The organism is Pseudoalteromonas sp. K222D (genome assembly GCF_017653575.1).
GTDB lineage: Bacteria > Pseudomonadota > Gammaproteobacteria > Enterobacterales > Alteromonadaceae > Pseudoalteromonas > Pseudoalteromonas nigrifaciens.
In genome coordinates this window covers 1-19410 of the sequence record NZ_JAGGDL010000001.1, presented here as the reverse complement: position 1 = coordinate 19410, position 19410 = coordinate 1, and the positions used below count along the sequence as shown (strand labels likewise).

Annotated in this window: 19 protein-coding genes; 11 read left to right on the top strand and 8 right to left on the bottom strand. The window is 40.6% G+C overall.

What is annotated here, in order from left to right; genetic code table 11:
• Positions 1-90: 90 nt before the first annotated feature.
• The gene (gene asnS / locus J5X91_RS00095) at positions 91-1488 is read right to left on the bottom strand and encodes an asparagine--tRNA ligase (protein ID WP_208833821.1); all 1398 of its coding nucleotides are present in this window, start codon (positions 1486-1488) and stop codon (positions 91-93) included.
• A 304-nt stretch (positions 1489-1792) separates the two neighbouring features.
• Between asnS and J5X91_RS00090 the strand changes: the two genes are divergently transcribed.
• Entirely contained in the window at positions 1793-2227 is a 435-nt protein-coding gene (locus J5X91_RS00090; RefSeq protein ID WP_011328293.1) for an ATP-binding protein, read from the top strand.
• Positions 2228-2282: 55 nt separating this feature from the next.
• On the opposite strand, the gene J5X91_RS00085 is transcribed toward J5X91_RS00090, so the two are convergent.
• From J5X91_RS00085 to bioA, 5 genes are all read right to left on the bottom strand, one after another.
• The gene (locus J5X91_RS00085) at positions 2283-3302 is read right to left on the bottom strand and encodes an ABC transporter ATP-binding protein (RefSeq protein WP_208833820.1); all 1020 of its coding nucleotides are present in this window, start codon (positions 3300-3302) and stop codon (positions 2283-2285) included.
• A gap of 14 nt (positions 3303-3316) precedes the next feature.
• Positions 3317-4816 (bottom strand): iron ABC transporter permease, encoded by a 1500-nt coding sequence (locus J5X91_RS00080; protein ID WP_208833819.1) that lies wholly within the window; start codon positions 4814-4816, stop codon positions 3317-3319.
• On the bottom strand, positions 4816-5856 hold the full coding sequence (locus J5X91_RS00075) for an extracellular solute-binding protein (RefSeq protein ID WP_011328290.1): 1041 nt from the start codon (positions 5854-5856) through the stop codon (positions 4816-4818). The genes J5X91_RS00080 and J5X91_RS00075 overlap by 1 nt, the downstream gene beginning before the upstream one ends.
• Positions 5857-6669 (bottom strand): hypothetical protein, encoded by an 813-nt coding sequence (locus J5X91_RS00070; protein ID WP_011328289.1) that lies wholly within the window; start codon positions 6667-6669, stop codon positions 5857-5859. It lies immediately after the preceding gene.
• Positions 6670-6825: 156 nt separating this feature from the next.
• Positions 6826-8127: an adenosylmethionine--8-amino-7-oxononanoate transaminase gene (gene bioA, locus J5X91_RS00065; RefSeq protein ID WP_208833818.1), complete on the bottom strand. Its 1302-nt coding sequence runs from the start codon at positions 8125-8127 to the stop codon at positions 6826-6828.
• A gap of 100 nt (positions 8128-8227) precedes the next feature.
• On the opposite strand from bioA, the gene bioB reads away from it, so the two are divergent.
• From bioB to J5X91_RS00030, 7 genes are all read left to right on the top strand, one after another.
• Positions 8228-9268: a biotin synthase BioB gene (bioB, locus tag J5X91_RS00060; protein WP_011328287.1), complete on the top strand. Its 1041-nt coding sequence runs from the start codon at positions 8228-8230 to the stop codon at positions 9266-9268.
• A gap of 53 nt (positions 9269-9321) precedes the next feature.
• A complete protein-coding gene (locus tag J5X91_RS00055) occupies positions 9322-10473 on the top strand; it encodes an 8-amino-7-oxononanoate synthase (RefSeq protein ID WP_208833817.1) in 1152 nt (383 codons plus the stop codon).
• Positions 10470-11354 (top strand): methyltransferase domain-containing protein, encoded by an 885-nt coding sequence (locus J5X91_RS00050; protein ID WP_208833816.1) that lies wholly within the window; start codon positions 10470-10472, stop codon positions 11352-11354. Before J5X91_RS00055 ends, J5X91_RS00050 begins: the two co-directional genes overlap by 4 nt.
• A 51-nt stretch (positions 11355-11405) precedes the next feature.
• A complete protein-coding gene (gene bioD, locus J5X91_RS00045) occupies positions 11406-12089 on the top strand; it encodes a dethiobiotin synthase (protein WP_208833815.1) in 684 nt (227 codons plus the stop codon).
• A gap of 154 nt (positions 12090-12243) precedes the next feature.
• Positions 12244-13113 carry a protease HtpX gene (gene htpX / locus J5X91_RS00040; protein WP_089368331.1) on the top strand — a complete coding sequence of 290 codons (870 nt, stop codon included), beginning with the start codon at positions 12244-12246 and terminating at the stop codon, positions 13111-13113.
• Positions 13114-13229: 116 nt separating this feature from the next.
• A complete protein-coding gene (locus J5X91_RS00035; protein ID WP_208833814.1) occupies positions 13230-13682 on the top strand; it encodes a DUF302 domain-containing protein in 453 nt (150 codons plus the stop codon).
• Positions 13683-13731: 49 nt separating this feature from the next.
• On the top strand, positions 13732-14394 hold the full coding sequence (locus tag J5X91_RS00030; RefSeq protein WP_192531899.1) for an NAD(P)H-dependent oxidoreductase: 663 nt from the start codon (positions 13732-13734) through the stop codon (positions 14392-14394).
• A gap of 82 nt (positions 14395-14476) precedes the next feature.
• On the opposite strand, the gene gloA is transcribed toward J5X91_RS00030, so the two are convergent.
• The gene (gene gloA, locus J5X91_RS00025; RefSeq protein WP_011328279.1) at positions 14477-15004 is read right to left on the bottom strand and encodes a lactoylglutathione lyase; all 528 of its coding nucleotides are present in this window, start codon (positions 15002-15004) and stop codon (positions 14477-14479) included.
• A gap of 288 nt (positions 15005-15292) precedes the next feature.
• Between gloA and J5X91_RS00020 the strand changes: the two genes are divergently transcribed.
• The 3 genes from J5X91_RS00020 (at position 15293) to J5X91_RS00010 (ending at position 18262) form a co-directional block, all read left to right on the top strand.
• Positions 15293-15904, top strand: coding sequence for an excalibur calcium-binding domain-containing protein (locus tag J5X91_RS00020; RefSeq protein WP_208833813.1), 612 nt, complete (start codon positions 15293-15295; stop codon positions 15902-15904).
• A gap of 305 nt (positions 15905-16209) precedes the next feature.
• Complete coding sequence (locus J5X91_RS00015; protein ID WP_208833812.1) at positions 16210-17163, top strand: hypothetical protein; 954 nt, start codon at positions 16210-16212, stop codon at positions 17161-17163.
• Positions 17156-18262: a hypothetical protein gene (locus tag J5X91_RS00010; RefSeq protein ID WP_208833811.1), complete on the top strand. Its 1107-nt coding sequence runs from the start codon at positions 17156-17158 to the stop codon at positions 18260-18262. The genes J5X91_RS00015 and J5X91_RS00010 overlap by 8 nt, the downstream gene beginning before the upstream one ends.
• 224 nt (positions 18263-18486) lie before the next feature.
• Here the strand turns inward: J5X91_RS00010 and J5X91_RS00005 are convergent, their stop codons facing one another.
• Complete coding sequence (locus tag J5X91_RS00005) at positions 18487-19203, bottom strand: metal-dependent hydrolase (protein ID WP_011328272.1); 717 nt, start codon at positions 19201-19203, stop codon at positions 18487-18489.
• Positions 19204-19410 lie beyond the last annotated feature (207 nt).

Sequence of the window (19410 nt, the reverse complement as noted above, 5' to 3'; positions counted from 1 at the left end):
TATTGCTTAACCTGATGTGATGGTTATTTGGGCATAAAAAACCAGCCAATCGGCTGGTTTTTACTATGGTACACAGTAAGCGTTAACGTATTAGTACGTTGCGCTGCCTTTAGTACGAGGGAAGGCAATAACGTCACGTACGTTGCCCATACCGGTGACATAAGCAACTAAACGCTCAAAACCTAAACCAAAGCCTGAGTGCGGCACAGTACCGTATTTACGTAAATCGCGGTACCAGCTGTAGTCGTCTTTGTTTAAGCCCATTTCGTCTAAACGAGCATCGAGAATGTCTAGGCGCTCTTCACGTTGTGAGCCACCAATGATCTCACCAATACCTGGCGCTACTATGTCCATTGCGGCAACGGTTTTACCGTCTTCGTTTTGGCGCATGTAAAACGCTTTAATATCGCGTGGGTAGTTTTTAATAACAACCGGTGCTTTAAAGTGTTCTTCTGCTAAGTAACGCTCGTGTTCAGACTGTAAATCTACGCCCCATTCAACAGCGTACTCAAACTTTTTACCACAGGCTTTTAATATTTCTACCGCTTCGGTGTAATCAACTTGTGCAAAGTCTTTTTCTACAAATTCTTCAAGGCGAGTAATGGCTGTTTTTTCTACACGTTGTGCAAAAAATTCCATGTCATCGCGGCGCTCTTCTAGTACGGCTTTAAACACATACTTCAACATCTGCTCTGCTAGTTTTGCAATATCTTCTAAATCAGCAAATGCTAATTCAGGTTCTACCATCCAAAACTCGGCAAGGTGGCGCGAAGTATTTGAGTTTTCTGCGCGGAAGGTTGGGCCAAACGTATAAATTTTTGACATTGCCGACGCGTAAGTTTCACCATTTAACTGGCCAGATACAGTAAGAAATGCTTCTTTACCAAAAAAATCTTTGCTGTAATCTACTTCGCCTTTATCGGTAAGCGGTAAGTTTTGCATATCAAGCGTTGATACGCGGAACATTTCACCTGCGCCTTCACAGTCACTTGCTGTGATAATAGGGGTGCTTATCCATAAAAAACCTTGCTCATGGTAAAAGCGATGAATAGCTTGAGCTAAACAGTTACGTACACGGGTTACGGCACCAATCATGTTAGTACGAGGGCGAAGGTGAGCGTGCTCACGTAAGTACTCAATACTATGACGCTTTGCAGCCATAGGGTACGAATCTGGGTTTTCTACCCAACCTAATACAGTAACCGAGTTAGCTTGAATCTCATAAGACTGACCTTGGCCAGCAGATTGCACTAAAACACCGGTAACCGACACAGAACAACCGGCTGTTAGGCTAGTGACTTCATCATAATTATTAAGTGAATTAGGAACTACCGCTTGAATAGGATCAAAACACGAACCGTCATGAACGGCTAAAAATGAAATTCCTGCTTTTGAATCGCGGCGAGTACGGATCCAGCCTTTTACTGTAACTTGGCTGTCTACCGATACCTTGCCTTTTAATAGCTCTGAAATCGCTAAATGGCTCATCTTCACTCCAATGATATAAGTTGCCTAACTATATAATTTAACTACGCACCACACGCTGGCAAAATTGCTCTTAAACGGCGCTGCACTTGAACCCTGTATCTTACCTAGTAAAGTAAGATAAAAAAACTATTGTGGGCAACTCTTTAAAAATTTTTATAAATGCGCTTTATTTTTATACAGTTTTAAGGCCTAAATGTGAGTATTGTTATTTGTTGCTCTTATGTTTACCCATTTTGTGGCATTATGAACATTCAGATATTTTTATATTAATCGTTTTACCATTACATACTAAAAAATGGATGCTATGAAACAAGTTTTTATTTTACGAGGACTACCAGGAAGCGGTAAGTCTTATTATGCGCAAAATCTTGCCGATGAACTCGCCGGTGCAGACGAAAGCCAATATGTTATTTGCTCAACCGATGATTATTTTATTAATGATCAAGGTGAATACCAATTTGATAAGTTTAAATTGCCGCAATACCATAATTTAAATTTAGCGCGCTTTATTAACGCTTTAGCACAAAATATCCCGTTGGTGATTGTAGATAACACCAATATTAAAAAATGGGAATTTATTGCCTATGCACAAGCGGCAGTTGCTTTGGGTTATCAAGTAAAAGAAGTGATTGTGGGCGAAGTAAAAGACAAATCTATGCAGCATTTATATGCCAAGCGTAACAGCCATAACATTCCACTTAAAACTATAAGTAAAATGGCCTATATGTTTGAATGGTAATTTATGCAGATTAAAAAAGCCCATGTTAATGGGCTTTTTAGTGTTGCATACTTTATTATTGCGCGAGTTGTTTATAAACCGCTAACGGGTGTGAGGTACTTAAAGATACATGTACAGCATCGCCGGGGTTTACCACTATTTCATGGCTAACGCGGCTGGTTACTACAGTTCCGCAGGCAAGCTTTATAGCACATAAGCGGCTGCCACCTTCAAAGCGCACCCAAATAACTTCGCCATTATTACCCACACTACTTTGCACTAATAATACATCATCGGGGCGCAGCAGCACATCTACATCGCCACTATCGCAATCAACACCGTGGGCAGGGGCATTACCAATACTTGTGGTTGCTTGGCCTTGGCTAAACTGGCCGCTTATAAAGCTGGCTTCCCCTAAAAAACGTGCCACAAATCGATTGTTAGGCGTACTAAAACAGCGCTCTGGTGTATCAATTTGCTGAATTTTACCGCCTTGCAGTACACCCACACGATCGCCAACCGACAGTGCTTCTTCTTGGTCGTGCGTTACCCAAATTGCAGGTACGCCCGCCGCTTTAAGGGCGTTTCGAATATCCCAGCGCAGCATGTCTTTAAGTGCGGCATCTAAGTTAGAAAGCGGCTCATCTAATAATACAAAGTCGGGCTGGTGGGCAAGGGTGCGCGCAAGTGCAACGCGTTGTTTTTGCCCGCCTGAAAGCGTTGCCGGTTTTTTATTTCTAAACTCATCAAGGCCAAGTAACTTTATCCAATGTTCGCCTGGGCTGGTGTCTTTTAACCTAAAATAAATATTTTGCTGCACGGTTAAGTGCGGAAATAAAGCAAAGTCTTGAAACACCATACCTACACTGCGTTTTTCTGGAGGCATAGTAATTTTAGGGGTTGCCCGCCATTTACCACTGTTTATTTCGCCTTCGCTTATAGGTATAAGGCCGGCTAGTGCCTGCAAAATAGTACTTTTACCACAGCCAGTAGGGCCTACAAGCATAAGAATTTCGTTATTACCTAATGATAGGTTTAAATCGCTTACTACACGGTTACTGCCATAATCTATAGACAACTGACTTACAGATAGCATTTGTTATTAAATCCTTAATGTTCGAGCTGGTTGCGTTTTTCGCCAGTGAGCATAATAGCTAACGCGCACGCAGAAATCACCACTAATAATAACCCTGGAATAGCAGCACGGCCAAAATAGCCGGCTTCGTATACACGCCACAAATAAGTAGAAAGGGTTTCAAATCCAGTAGGGCCAAGCAATAATGTGGCCTCTAGCTCGCGCATCGACTCTAAAAACACTAATGCCGCACCGGCAATAATACCGCGCATAGTTAAGGGCAGAGTTATACGCATAAATGCTTCGCGTGGGCTGGCGCCAAGTACTCGGGCCGATTTTACCAAGCTTGGATCTAAGTGCTCGGTGCTGGTACGAACTGAGCCTACAGCAAGAGGTAAAAAGCGCAGTGTATAAGCAATAATAAGCAGCCCTAATGTTTGATACAAAAAGGGCAGTTGCAAGCCGCCATAAACAAGCGCTGTGCCCATTACTATGCCCGGAATACCAAAGCCAAAGTAAGTTACGCGCTCCATTACTTTACCTGCTTTACCGCTAAGAGCCGCATGAGCAACCGGAATAGCCACAATTACAGCAACGACAGCAGCAATTGCTGAGGCATACGTTGAGTTCCAAGCAATACTAAAATCAAAGCCGCTAAAACCATCTCGTGCCAGCCACAATGAAAATATAGCCAAAGGTAAGCCAATGGCTAATAGCAAAATAGGCGCAAAAGTTATAAACATAGCACTTAACTGCCACTTTTTAGGGAATAAAATAAGTGGTCTGCCTTGGCGTTCAGTGGCCGTTTTTATTTGTGATTCAATCATTAATAAAAAGCCAACAATAACCATTAATTGCAACGAGAGCATAGCCGCACGGCCTAAAGCAAAGGCGTTGTATTCCACATAAATAACTCGGGTAAAGGTATCTAAGCGCATCATTGCCGGTGTACCAAAGTCAGATAAAGTATAAAGTGCAACAAGCAAAGAGCCCGCGGCAATACCATTAACTACGCGGGGTAATATTACTTTAAATACACTTTGTGTCATCGACATACCCAGTGTACGTGCAGCGTTTACCATACTGGCATCAAGGCTGAGTAAGGACGAGCGGGTGGTCATCATTACAAACGGAAATGTGTACAAGGTCATTACAATGGCTGCGCCGCTAAGGCCATCCATTGAGGGGGTAGGAATACCAAGTAGGTTATTTATTTCCCCCCCGGGGCCAAAAGCTGCATAAAGTGTAAACGCCCCTATATAACTAGGTATAGCTAAAGGAGCTGCAAATATAACCAGCCATAATTTTTTAAAAGGCAAATGTACATAAGCACTAATAAACGCCAATGGCACGCCAATTAAAATAGAACCCAATACAGTTAACGCCATTAACGATAAGGTATTAGCTAAAATGTCGAGGTTATGGCTGTCAAATACTGAGCTTGTGTCGCTGGCAAGGGTAATTAACACATAAATAGGGGTAAGCGTAATGAGCGCTGCAAGCAGCGCCATTGGGTAGGATGCAGGTATTCGCATTACAGTACGCCGCTACTGCGCATTAAATCGATAGTGGGGCGTAAATCGGCGAGCTGAGTTAAATCAATTTTAGGCGGCGAAATACTCGATAAAGACGGTATGCCCTGTGGCACACTAATGCCATTAACAAGTGGGATTTCGTAAGCTTCACTGGCTAAATAGCTTTGCACTTCGGTGCTTAGTAAATAACGCATAAAATTAGTTGCTAACGGATCGTCACTTAAAGCTAATACACCTGAAGCATTGACCAAACAGCCTGCATCGTTTTGGGTAAAGGCTAAGTCTAACTTAGCATCGGGCTTGCCCGACTTTAACCTAAGTGTGTAATAGTGATTGGCAAAGCCAATATCAACTTCACCGCGCTCAACGCCCATAACTACACCTAATTCACCGGCATAGGTTTTAGAGCGCTTTTTAATTTTTTTAAGCCACTTAGCGGTTTTATCATCACCTTCTAAAATTCGCATTGCAGTTACAAACGACTGGAACGACGCATAAGCAGGGGCCCAACCAATACTTAAATCGCTGTCGGCAATTTCCATAATGCTGGTGGGAATTTGCTCTTTAGTTAAACGCGACGTGTTGTATGGCAAGGTACGAATACGGCCGGTTACCGGCGTCCATTCTTTATATCTAAATTGCGGTTGTAACTGAGCCGATAAATCACTTGGTATTGGCTGTGCAAGGCCAGCATCGGTAACTAAACCAATCGCGCCTGAGTCAACCGCCCAAAATAAGTCAGCACGGCGAACGCCTGCTTTTGCTTCAGCTACTATGGTATTTGCTAATGCAGCAGTTGGGCCTCGGCGTATACCGAGTTTAAGGTTTGGATTTTTTTTCTCGATAGCTTGTAATACGTTTTCGTATAAGCCACCTTCACCACGCCCTAAATAAAGCGTAAGCTCACCCTCTAGTTTAGGTAAGCTATCTACAGACACAGGGTTTGCAATATTGGCCGCTAGTGCGCGAGCAAGAGGCAGTGGTAATGCACCCACAGCCCCAAGCGCAACCAGGCCTTGTATAAAGGTCCTACGCTTCACTTAAAATACATCCTTACGTGTTTTTTCGGCTTTTTCGATCAGCGTTTTAGCGCGATCTAATTTTGTTTGCATGTCGCTTATTACATTACGTACTTCGTCTACGCTTTTGTTGCTAGAAATAGCAAGTGGCAGTGTTACGTTAAAGTCTTTCTCTAACACTTCAACTAAGTTAGCGTCTTGCGCTATTAGTGTGCCTTCTACGCCTTCAAATAAGTGTAGGTAAGTGTCGTGTACAATTTCGGTGGCTTCGTCGTTTAAACGCTCAGCAAATTTTGCAACAACACGATCGAGTCGGTGCTTAATTTCGTCGATAGTGGCACTTTGGGTCATTTCTTTGGTTGCAGTTGTTGTTACATTTGCTAATAAACCCTGTTGCTGAAATTTTGCCGCTAATTTAACAGCGCCAAGGCCTTGCCATAGGGCATTGTTCATAGCTTGTTGTTGTTTACGAACTTCAGCTGCAGGCTGTTTGTTTTCGATAGCCATTTTTACGCCGTAAATACCTTGCCAAATAGAAGCGTAAACAGGTACAAAATTGGTTTCTATGGCGCTGTGAAATTTAACCGATTCCCAATATTCAATAAGGTCATCTGTTTTTACCGCTTTAGCACCTTTAGTATCGTAGTCGCTTACCATGGTATCGACTTTGCCAACCATCCACTCTACTTCTTCGGCGTAACTTTTAAGATTAGCCTGAAGGTGATTAACATGCTCGCCAATAGGGCCATTAGCAAGTACCGGTTGCGTTATAAAAGCAGAGGCTAATAACAGGCTTACGCCTAACGCTTTAGCTGGTTTAAATAATAAGTTCATAAAAGAGTCCGAAAAGGTAACTGTAAATGATAGGTATTATCATATAGGTAAAGATCACTGAGATCAATACTCTTAAAGGTGAGTTAGAAGGCTGTTTGTTTATTAGGGCAAAGTGTGTACAACTTTTAACCCTAAAACTTTAATTTAGCGGTAAGTTTAAGCGTAATGCTTGCCTTTAATGGCGTTATAAATGGCATCACAAAGGGTTTTTATGCTGCTCTGGTCTGAAATATATGGCGGCATTAAATAAATGAGCTTACCAAAGGGGCGTATCCATACACCTTGTGCTACAAAATAAGCCTGAATTTTAGCCACATCAACATTGCCTGCTCCTGCGGTTAGCTCTACCACCCCAATAGCGCCTAAAGTGCGTACATCGGCTACGTCATCAAGCTCTTTGCATTTATTGAGTTGTTGCAGTTGGCTGTTTAGATTGGCAATGCGCTGCTGCCAGTTTTGCTCAAGCAGTAAATCTATACTGGCACAGGCCACAGCGCAGGCAAGCGGGTTGCCCATAAAAGTAGGGCCGTGCATTAATACACCGGCTTCGCCTTCGCTTATACCTGTCGCTATTTTGTCACTGGTAAGAGTGGCCGATAGGGTCATAGCGCCGCCAGTGAGTGCTTTGCCTATACACATTATATCGGGCTGAATATTAGCATGCTCTACGGCAAATAATTTACCGGTACGGCCAAAGCCTGTGGCTATTTCGTCGCATATAAGTAACACCTTATATTGCGTGCATAACTTGCGTACGCAGGCTAAGTACTCAGGGTGATAAAAGTTCATGCCACCAGCATTTTGTACAATTGGCTCAATAATAAATGCCGCAACGCTCTGGTGGTGCGCTTTAAAGTACGCTTCAAGCTCGGTTGCCTCAGCTTGGTTAAATTCACTATTAAATTGGCTTACCGGGGCTGGTACAAAAATATGCTCGGGTAAAAAGCCGCTGTACAAACTGTGCATTGAATTAACTGGATCGCATACACTCATAGCCGCAAAGGTATCGCCATGATAGCCCTTGTAGGGAGTCATTAATTTTTGTTTGTTAGTAATGCCTTGGCTAAGCCAATACTGCAGCGCCATTTTTATAGCTACTTCAACACTTACCGAGCCGCTATCGGCTAAAAATATCTTAGTTAAGCTGGCAGGGGTAATGCTTACTAGCTTTTTACACAGCTCTACAGCAGGTTTGTGGGTAAATCCGCCAAACATAATGTGGCTCATGGAGTTAATTTGCTCAATCATGGCGTTATTTAAAACTGGGTGGTTATAGCCATGTATAGCGCTCCACCATGAGGCCATGCCATCAATGAGTTGCTCGCCTGTTTCAAGCTCAATAATATTATGATTTGCATGGGTAACAGGGTAAACCATTATAGGCTTGGTCATAGAGGTATAAGGGTGCCAAATATGCTGGCGATCAAAATCCAGGTCAATCGTATTCTTTTTAATCATATGTAAACTTAAGTGGGCTTGGGTTCGTTGACAATGGTACTTCAAGAAGTAGACTAAGCCAATATCACCGTTATGAAAAAAATAAAGAGAGTAGAAAACTATGGAACTTGCACCTGTTCGTCACAACTGGACCCACAGTGAAGTTAAAGCAATATTTGAAATGCCATTTAACGATTTACTATTTAAAGCCGCATCGGTTCATCGTGCTAATTTCAACCCAAATGAAGTGCAAATATCTACTTTATTATCGATTAAAACCGGTGCCTGCCCAGAAGATTGTAAATATTGCCCGCAGTCTGGGCATTACCGAACCGATTTAGAACGCGAACGCCTAATAGAAGTAGAAAAAGTAGTAGAACAAGCGCGTTTAGCCAAACAAAAAGGCGCAACTCGTTTTTGTATGGGTGCCGCGTGGTCAGATCCAAAAGACAGAGACATGCCGTATATTTCGCAAATGGTTAAAGAAGTAAAAGAACTTGGCCTAGAAACCTGTATGACCCTAGGCATGCTTAATAACGAAAAAGCCCACGAACTACGCAATGCTGGGCTTGACTACTACAACCATAACCTTGACACCTCGCCTGAGTATTACGAGCAAATTATATCTACCCGAACTTTTCAAGACCGCCTAGATACCATAGGCAATGTGCGCGACGCGGGTATGAAAGTATGTTCGGGCGGTATTGTAGGTATGGGCGAGCAAGCAGCCGATCGCTATGGCTTATTAATGCAACTGGCCAACTTAGATCAACAACCAGAAAGCGTACCCATTAATATGCTGGTTAAAGTTAAAGGCACACCGCTTGAAAACGTAGATGACTTAGATCATTTTGAGTTTATACGCACAATTGCAACCGCGCGCATTATGATGCCGCACAGCTATGTGCGTTTGTCGGCAGGGCGCAACGCCATGAACGAGCAAATGCAGTCAATGTGCTTTTTTGCAGGTGCTAACTCTATATTTTATGGGGACAAACTGCTTACCACCGAAAACCCAGATGCTGATGCCGATATGGCCTTAATTAAAAAATTAGGGATGAATCCAGAAACTCGTCACGACTATTCAGATGAAGCCGTAGCCGCGTCGCTTTCATCGCAAGTGGCCGACAAAGCAACGTCTAAGTTATTTTACGAAGCATAACCATAGCCATAATAATAACTAAGCTATAACTAAGCCTAGGTAAACACAGCCAAATGTCATTTGAATTTATAAATACGCATCTGCAAGCTCGCTTGCACGATGCGCTACTGCGTAAACGCCACCAAGTACAGCATGCTACGGCGCGCAAAATTACTATTAATAACAAAACCTATCTTAATTTTGCCAGTAACGACTACTTAGGCTTTGGCGATAACGCAATTGCTTTAAATGAATTACCGGCATTAGGGAGTCACAGCTCAGCGTTAGTTACCGGTTATCAAGTTCAGCAACATGCATTAGAGCAGTATTTGTGCGCGCAGTTAGGTTACGAAGCCGCCATGCTGTTTAGCTCGGGCTTTAGTGCTAATAGCAGTGTAATAAAAGCGCTGTTTCAAGATAAAACGGTAGCGCAGCACAGTGCTGTTTTTCAAGATAAGCTTAATCATGCCAGCCTAATAGACGGCGCACTGCATGCTAACGCCGCTTTAATCCGTTTTAATCATAACGACATGAACCATTTACGCGCCCGCTTAGAAAAATCAACAGCCAAACATAAGCTAATTATAAGCGAAGGTGTATTTTCGATGGATGGCGACAAAGCGCCACTTAGCGAGCTACTGGCGTTAGCCAAACAGCACAATGCTTGGCTAATGATAGACGACGCTCATGGTTTTGGCGTATTAGGTAAAACCGGATTAGGCAGCTGCGAGGCGCTTAATACTGAGCAACTACCTGAGTTACTGGTTATTACTTTTGGCAAAGCGGTAGCCAGTAGCGGCGCGTGTGTATTAGGCAGTAAACATTTTATTGATTACATGCTGCAATTTAATCGCGATTACACTTATTCCACGGCTATGTCGCCGCTTATTGCAGGGCTTACTCTTGCACGTATTAAAGCGATTAAAACCGCAGATGATAAACGCGCTAAATTAAAGGCAAATATTAGCTACTTTAAGCAACTTGCTAAACAACATAATATTGCCGTAATGGAGTCAAGTACCGCTATTCAGCCCATTGTTTTAGGCTGCGCCGAGCACACCTTAAACGTGGCTAATAAACTTAAAAAATACGGTGTTTGGCTTACTGCTATTCGCCCGCCAACCGTTGCTCATAACACCGCACGTTTGCGAATTACTCTCAGCGCAGCGCATACAAAGCACGACATTAACCATTTAGTTAATAGCTTAGTAGGTGCATTAGTATGACTGCTCAAACACTTTTGAATGCTGCTTCTATAACTACACAGCCCTTTAATACAGAGCCAAATAGGCAGCCGTTAAATATACAATCATTATCAGCAGGGCCTATATTATTACCAAGCTGTAGCCTTAAAAAAGGGGCGCAGAGTAAATTTTCAAAAGCAGCCAGCAGTTATAACCACCATGCTAATGTGCAAAAACAAGCCGCAGATGATTTATTTAAACTTATAAAAGCGAATGCAAATAGCAGTAATAAAGCCAAACTGTGTATCGACTTAGGCGCAGGGCCATTAGTTAATACACATACTTTGCAAACATTATTTGGCAGCGTTATTGCCATGGATCTTAGTTTAAACATGCTACAAAGCAGCGCACTAAATACGCCACGGCTATGCGCCGATATGGATAATCTACCACTGCAAGCCAATAGTATTGATATTATTTACAGTAACTTTGCAGTGCAATGGTCGGCCAATTTTGCCCAATTATTAAAATCGCTTTATACTGCGCTCAAACCAGGCGGGCAAGCCTATATTAGCTGCGTTATTGAAGGCTCGCTTAACGAGATAAAAACTGCATTTAGCGCACTTGATAACAACAGCCATATAAATACCTTTAATAGCGAACAGTATATAAACCAATCAGTCCAAAAATCTGGGTTTACTATTAATACAATACAAAAAGCCCTGTATAGCGATGAGTTTACATCGCCATTAAATGCCATTCGCTCTATTAAGGCCATAGGTGCTACAGCGCAAAATCACAGTAATACGCGCAGAGGCTTGTTAACTAAGCACGCTTTGCAGCAGGTATGCAGCGCATATCCGCTTAAAAATAATAAAGCGCACGTGTCGTATCACGTTATGCTATTAGCACTTGGTAAATAAAAACCAGTTAAATAAAAATCGCTAAATAAAACAGCAAAGGTAAATAACGCCATGAAAGAATTTTTTATTACCGGCACCGACACCGACGCCGGAAAAACCCACGTTACCAGTTTATTACTAAAGCTACTTGCGCAACATAAAAAGCAAGCTATTGGTTTTAAACCGCTCGCGTCTGGCTGCGAAATGGCGTTTGATCAGCTAGTAAATGCCGATGCACTAATATTAATGGAAAGCGCAACGGTAAGTGCCAAGTACGATGTAATTAACCCATTTGCCTTTGCACCAGCTATAGCCCCGCACATAGCCGCCGAGCAAGCAGGGGTTACTATTACTGCAGATAAGCTAAGCAGCGCGTATAAAAACGTAAAACAGCAAGGTGCCGATTATATACTTACCGAAGGGGCTGGTGGCTGGGCGCTGCCTATAAGCAACACAGATTATTTATACAATTGGGTTAAAGCAGAGCAACTGCCGGTAATATTAGTAGTAGGTATGAAGTTAGGCTGCTTAAATCATGCACTCCTTACGGCTGCACATATGCAAAGTATGGGTATAAATTGCATTGGCTGGATTGCAAATCAGGTTGATCCAAACATGGACGAGTACCAAGCTAATCTTGATTCACTTAAATTACGTTTACCCTTTCCTATACTGGCAATAAGCCCATACAGTGAGCAAACCCCTAAATTACAAATATATAAAACACTGCTAGAAAATTTCGCACTAAACACATAAAAAACACTTGTTTTACGACATAGTTTGTCACAGAATAGCGCTGACGTTGTGACATACTGTGTCATAACGCAGTGATTGCTTTTAATCAATTTAGTGCCAAACGTACTAAACATATTAATAGTACCGCAATCGATATTATTTTTTGAGGATAAGTATGAAACGTGTTTTTTTATTTTTACTAACAAACCTCGCGGTTATGTTGGTATTAGGTGTAGTGCTTTCAATAGTGATGAGTGTATTTGGACTAAGCAACCGCAGCTTAGGCGGTATGCTAATGATTGCCACTGTGTTTGGTTTTGGTGGCTCGTTTATTTCGTTATTTATGTCGAAATGGATGGCTAAAAAATCAACCGGCGCACATGTTATTACCCAACCACGTAACGAAACCGAACATTGGCTAGTAACTACGGTTGCAGCACAAGCGCAAAAAGCCGGCATTAAAATGCCAGAAGTGGCCATTTACGACAGCCCAGAAATGAACGCATTTGCCACCGGCCCAAGTAAAAACAACTCACTAGTGGCAGTAAGCACAGGTTTATTACACAGCATGAGCCAAGATCAAGCCGAAGCCGTACTTGCCCACGAAGTATCGCATATTGCTAATGGCGACATGGTAACGCTTACACTTATACAAGGCGTGGTAAACACCTTTGTTATATTTGCCGCTAAAGTGCTAGCAGGCATAGTAGATAACTTTATAAACAGTAACAACGATGAACAAGAGGGCGGCAACAGCTGGACCTACTTCCTGTTCGATATGTTGTTTCAAGTGATTTTTGGCATTTTAGCCAGCGTTATAGTGGCTTATTACAGCCGCCAACGTGAGTTTGCTGCCGACAGCGGCGCTGCCAAGCTTGTAGGCGCAGACAAAATGCGTTCAGCCCTTGAGCGATTAAAGCAAAATCATCCTTCGCAACTAGAAGGCTCAATGATGGCGTTTGGTATTGCCAGTGGTAAAGGTATGGCTGAGTTGTTTTCGTCGCACCCACCGCTTGACGCCCGTATAGACGCACTGCGTAAATAATGTTTTAGCGCAAAGTTATTGCATATATACCAAGCCAGCTTAACCGCTGGCTTTTTTGTGGCTAAATTACATGCTAAGTTAGTTGCTCATATGTTTAACCAAACCAGAGTTTATACATGAAACTATTAAGCACCACTTTTGTATTTGCGTTACTTTTTGTGTTTTTTCCGGCTAAAGCAACAAACGGCCTAATAACACTACAAAGCCAGCAAAGCGCCAAAGCCACTATGAATAAGTTTGAGCTCCTGGCTAAAAATAAAGGACTAACAATTTTTGCACGTATTGATCACGCCGCAGGGGCTAAAAAAGTAGGGCAGCAGCTTGGCTATACCGAAGTTATTATATTTGGTAATCCACAAGGCGGTACTCCTTTAATGCAGTGCGCGCAAACAATGGGGATTGATTTACCGCTTAAAGCACTTGTTTGGCAAGACGCCAATGCAAAAGTATGGTTAAGCTACAACGATCCTAGCTATTTAACTAAGCGCCATGGTGCAGGGCAATGCGCTGTTGCTACAAAGCTTGCCAATGTACTTGCAGAGCTTGCTGCACAGGCACTGCAGCCCTGAGCTTAATTAGCAATCCTAAAAAAGTAATTTAAACAACGAGGGAATATACATGAAGTTTTTAGTATTTTTAGGCACAGTACGCAATAGCACACCCCCTAAACCAGCAAGGCTTGGCGAGCGCGTAGCCCAAGCATGTATAGCGTGTTTGCAAAGCCAATTTAGTACACACGAAATAGAGCTAATCGACGCGCTAGATTACCCGCTCGAACCGGTATTTAAACCACACTTTGCTTACCCCAAAAGTAAAGCTCCCGAGCAGCTAAATACCCTAGCCGATAAAATTGCCGCAGCCGATGGCTACATTATGGTCAGCCCAGAGTACAACCATTCTATGAGCCCAGCATTAGCCAACTTATTAAACCATTTTGGCAGCTCACTGTTTTCGTACAAACCCAGCGCAATTGTTACTTATTCTGCTGGGCAATGGGGTGGTATGCGCGCCGCAATGGGTATGCGTAACTTTTTAAGTGAATTAGGCTGTTTACCCGTATCAGCAATGATCCATGTACCAAAAGCGCAAGAGGTAATGGCTGAAAATGGCTCGTTCAATGAGCAAAGTGAACAAGACACTTGGTTTAATTACTTCTCACGTACATTTACCCAATTAGCCTGGTGGGCAGAGGCTGCTCAACAGCAAAAACTAACTCAAAATCCAACTGAAGTATTAAGCAGCTTTACTAAAGATCCCTCACAGCGAAACGCTCCTAAATAAACTAAGTTTAATTAACAGCGCCTGCAAACAGTAAAGCCAGCTTAGCTGCTGGCTTTATAATTTTAAACATACGCCCTAGTTATTACTGAGACATAATAATTTCGGTAATGCCCTCGGCCGAGAGTATTTCTATCCAATAACCATCGGGGTCTTTAATAAACGCCAAACCTTTCATCGAGCCATCGTCTGGTTTTTTTACAAACTCTACATCGTATTTTGCAAAACGTTCGCACGCGGCGTATACATCGGGTACGCTAATACCAATATGGCCAAAGCCTTTTGGCTCTTCGTTACCACTTACATAGCCTGCAAAGCTATCGTCGTTTTCTGTGCCCCAATTATGGGTAAGCTCAATTAGTGCAGGGCGGCGAAACACCCATTCAGCTTTGGTTTTATCATCGCCCTCAGGCAGTTGTTGTTCGTAACCTAAAAAGTACAGGGTAAACTTCATACCAGGAAAGTCGTACTTGCCCAACAACTTCATACCTAATACGTTTTCATAAAATGCTAATGACGGTTTTGGGTCTTTAATTCGCAGCATAGTTTGCTGCATTACATAACCTTCGGTTGCTTTAGTAACTTGCTCTGGAGATTCGTTATAGCTAGACATAAGATGATCCTTACTAAAAAATTTAAAGCACAACTGACTTATTAAGTATTTCTAGCGCCATCATAATCAACAGGACCGCAAATTAAAACCACCCCATGTAATTCATTCGTTATTCAATCACTATTCAATAATTAGTTAATTAAAATACCGCCAAGCTAATGGCTATAAGTAGTTTAATTTTAAAATTACTTAAAATAAGTTTACCGAACACTTTTAGAAACGTATAGTTTGCATAAGTAACAAATAAAAACAAATAACTAATAAAAAGTATAAAAATCAGGAACACCAATGAACAAAGGATTGTTAACGTCGTGGAACGACAACCGAGGCTATGGTTTTATTAAATCTAGCAGTGTTGCACACGACACCTTTATACACATATCTTCGCTTAAACACATGAGCCGCAAACCCAAAGTAGGCGACACTATCTATTTTGAGGTAGCTACTAATCCCAATGGTAAAAGCAAAGCCGTAAACTGCCGCATTGAAGGCGTAATCGAAAGCAAAGTAGAAACCAAACTAGAAAAAACAGCTGCTTTTAATAAACCCTTTAAAATGAGTAAAGCAAAAAAGAAGTCGAGCACTTTAGCTAACCTTGTTGCGCTGGCAATTATATTAAGCATAGGTTTTAGCGCATACAATAGGTACTTCGCAAACACTCATGCAGGCAATAAAAACAACACCCCCGTTATTACCAATGCCGACTTAACCACCTTTGATGAAAAACACCCGAAGGCAGTTACTCCTAAAAACACACAAAATTTTAGCTGTGATGGCAGGCAACACTGTAGCCAAATGACCTCACGAGCCGAAGCTGTATTTTTTATTAATAACTGCCCGAATACAAAAATGGATGGCGATAACGACGGGATACCTTGTGAAAATGATTCAAGGTTTTAAATAGGTGATAATTGCAGATGTGTTTTTATAAAAAATAGATTCAATAAATTACTGTGTATAAATACAGTGGTGTAGATTTTGTCCCATAACATTATTAAAGTTGTTTTGGGTTTAAATTATAAAGGTTACAAAATAGCAGTTGTAACTATCTGTTTATAAATGAGTTGTTTGTTTTTTTGTCGAACAACGTAATATGCGCCGTTTTGGGGTGTTATAACCCAACAAAGTGTTGTTCAATAAGCTGTTATAAGCACTGGCGTAGTTATCACTTAGCTCTATTTTGTTTTAATTAAAAGAGGATATGTATGGGAGAGTTATCAAGAAAAATCGGCGAAAAAGGTGAGAAATTAGTCTGTGAGTTTCTGTCTATTATTGGGTGGGAAGATTTTCAAGATGATGAATCTATCAGTTGCCATTCTCCCGTAAATCACAAGCGCCCAAGTGCCAAAAAAGATAGAACTACGCATGGTATAGATGCGTTTTTTTCATCAAGATCTCAGCTACAAGACTTCACTCTTGAAAATATTATAATGTCAGTAAAATATACAAATAGCGCCTATCCAGCTAACCCATCTACAAAATTTAAAGAACATTTAAAGGATTTAGCTGAAACCGTTGAATGTTTTATGAAATCTGACCTTCGAGCACAAAATAATGACGATTATGAAATGTCAGGTATTAATGGAGCTAATGATACTGGTGTCCTATTTTGGTTATCGAACCATAAAGAATCAGATCAAGATATTGTCAGTAAAGTTTGTAACATTAACCTCGATAAAAGTTTAAGCTTTTCTACTATTCATGTAGTTGATAATAGTAGAGCTGCGTTTATATATAATTCTATTAATTATATACGCAATAATTTTAGCGAATATGATTATTACTTTCACTATGCGTTCAGTTCATCGAATTACAAAGATCCTGATATCGAGAAATATGGAAGTATTCTTCCTGTAGAGTACCTTACCTCCAATATCATGCCCTTTAGGCTTATAAATAAGTCCAACCAAAAGGTTTCTTTTTGCCTAACTAGTAGAGAAGAATTCTCAGAAGAAACGATCAATCGATTATTATATCTTGCAAGCGATGTCTCTCAAGATTTTACTGGAGAATTTATTTTTCTCTTCCCAGAGTACGATGTACTAGAGCATGAACCGATATTAAAAAGAGCTAAACGGTTGAAAAGTGACAAACGTAAATCACTCAATATCATAGTGAAGTCTTATAGTAATGACTTTAGGAATTTAATAAATGAATAAAAAGTATTTATTACCGTATGGCGATGCTTTAAGAGAATTCTTAAATGACTCTGGTATTGTAAAATCTGATCTAAGAGCAATCATCCGCAGGCGTGGTGTTTTTGTTGCTGTTGAAGAAAAAGCATCGTACGTTCCGATCTTAGTCCGTACTGGAATTACTCCATTAGAGTTGATCGAGCTAAATGCAAATTTAAAAGTTAGAGAAGCAAATCCTAAACGACAAACTCAGTCAATAAAATGTGAAACTAATAGTGCAAATTTAATGACTGCAATTCCTGCTGGCTACAAAATAAATGATGTAGTTAAAAAAGAATTTTCAAATTATAAGTTATTAGGGAATCCAAGTTTTAAAAGTGTTGAAAATGATCTAAATCATATCGAATTAGATTTTAGTGTTGAACGCTATGATTACACTCAAAGTTGGAATAAAAACACTTCTCAGTTTAGTGGGAAAGTGAAATTTAGAAAAAAAGATGAAACTTTAGATATTAATATAAGTCTTTCGCATACATCAGAGGAAACTAAAGAGGTTGCTAATAAAATTGCCGCAGACGTCATTAAAAAATTAAAAAAAGTTGGTTGTGTAAAAAGCTCTGAAAAAACAAAAAAAATTCGTTTCAAGGATTTTACTAATACAAATAGAGTTAAATTTCTTCAAGAGTTAAGTCGAAAGCAATTAAATCAAGAATTGTATTTTAAAGACACTGAAGATATTGGTTTTTGCCCTGATGCTTCAATGGACTTTCCTGATGAAATATCTTGGATGCAGGAAAAAGTGAGGAACCTAGTGATTCAAGGGAAGCAGTTACACTCAACTTTTTTTATAAAAAATAAAGCATTACATAAACATATTAAGATGCATAAAATAGAAGCATCTTATTCTTTTGACTTTAGTGAGTACAGCGGTACATGTGTTATTTCTTTTGAGTTTCCTGATTTTATTACTAAGGATTCAGCAGATGCTGAACTTTTGATACGTGTCAATGGGGTTAGATTCAAAGAAAATAAAACGGGAATCACCCAAAGTAAAATGAAAGAGATATTGTTGAGTCAACTTGAAGAGTCAAAGTTAGCTTTATACAAAGAACACTCGAATTAACGTGCTTATGAATTGTAGAGGGACAGGCTAAAAACAATCAACAGTGCCGTAAAATAAATCCTGGTATTTTATAAACTATTTTCCGAGGTGGAATGAGTTTAATTGAAACAAACACAAAGAATAAAATTATAATGACACCCACGCTAATCACTTTGAAAAACTAGGGTGGGTGTCAATGTTATTCACTTGATTTCGCTATACGTATTATTATGCGTATAGAGGGCTTAAAATCTAATTTTTAAAGATTGAAATCTAAAGTGAGACCAATCACTTAACGCTGTGATAGTTTGTTTTGTAGGAGGGGCAACATAGATTAAACCTGCAATGGCAATAATTGACGACAATGTAATTAATTTATTATCGAAGTCAGCTATTTTTAGAGCGGTCCCGAAAGAGCGTTTAATTGTGACATTACTTAAATCTACACTGTAAATTTCATCCAGCAATAAATGAATTAATCCTCCTAGTAAAATAAACCCACCCGTTAACCAGGCAAAGGTGGCTGCTTGTGGGGTTGATTGATCATTCAGTTCCCATGTTACTTGTGTTGTTAATAGCGCGCATAGCAGTATAAATAGTAAAGAGTGGCAACTGCCTCTATGTACTGTGATCCATTCAAAAAGTGGTCTAATAATATATTTCATAAATCCGTAAACTAATAAGGGCACTACAATTAACTCGATAAAACTAATTTTAATAATTAGCTCAGTGGTTATGTAATGCAGTACCAGTAATACAGCGCTCAGTGCAAATAAGTTAAAAATAGTGTCGAGTGATGTGGAGTTATCTGAATCTATATCTGGTAATAAACCGCCGATTGAGCCTAAAAACCATAACCAGAGCGCGCCCTTTAAATCAATATGCTCTGCAGATAATAAGGTGGCTGAGGCTAAGCCTGTGATGATTAGCGCAGTATTAAGATGAGTATTGAAATTTGCCATTGTGTCTCTTGATGGGGAAATAGGTGGGCATTCTAACAATTGAAAAGTTTATTGTTCAATGTTCTTTAAGACAAATAAAGGGACAGGCATAAAACGAGCAAATAAAAGGACAGGCATAAAATAATTAATACCTAAATTCGGATAATAAGTGCAATTTCTCAGATTAGATGGCCAGCTGTTATAATTCGGCCATTTTCTCGCCAAAGG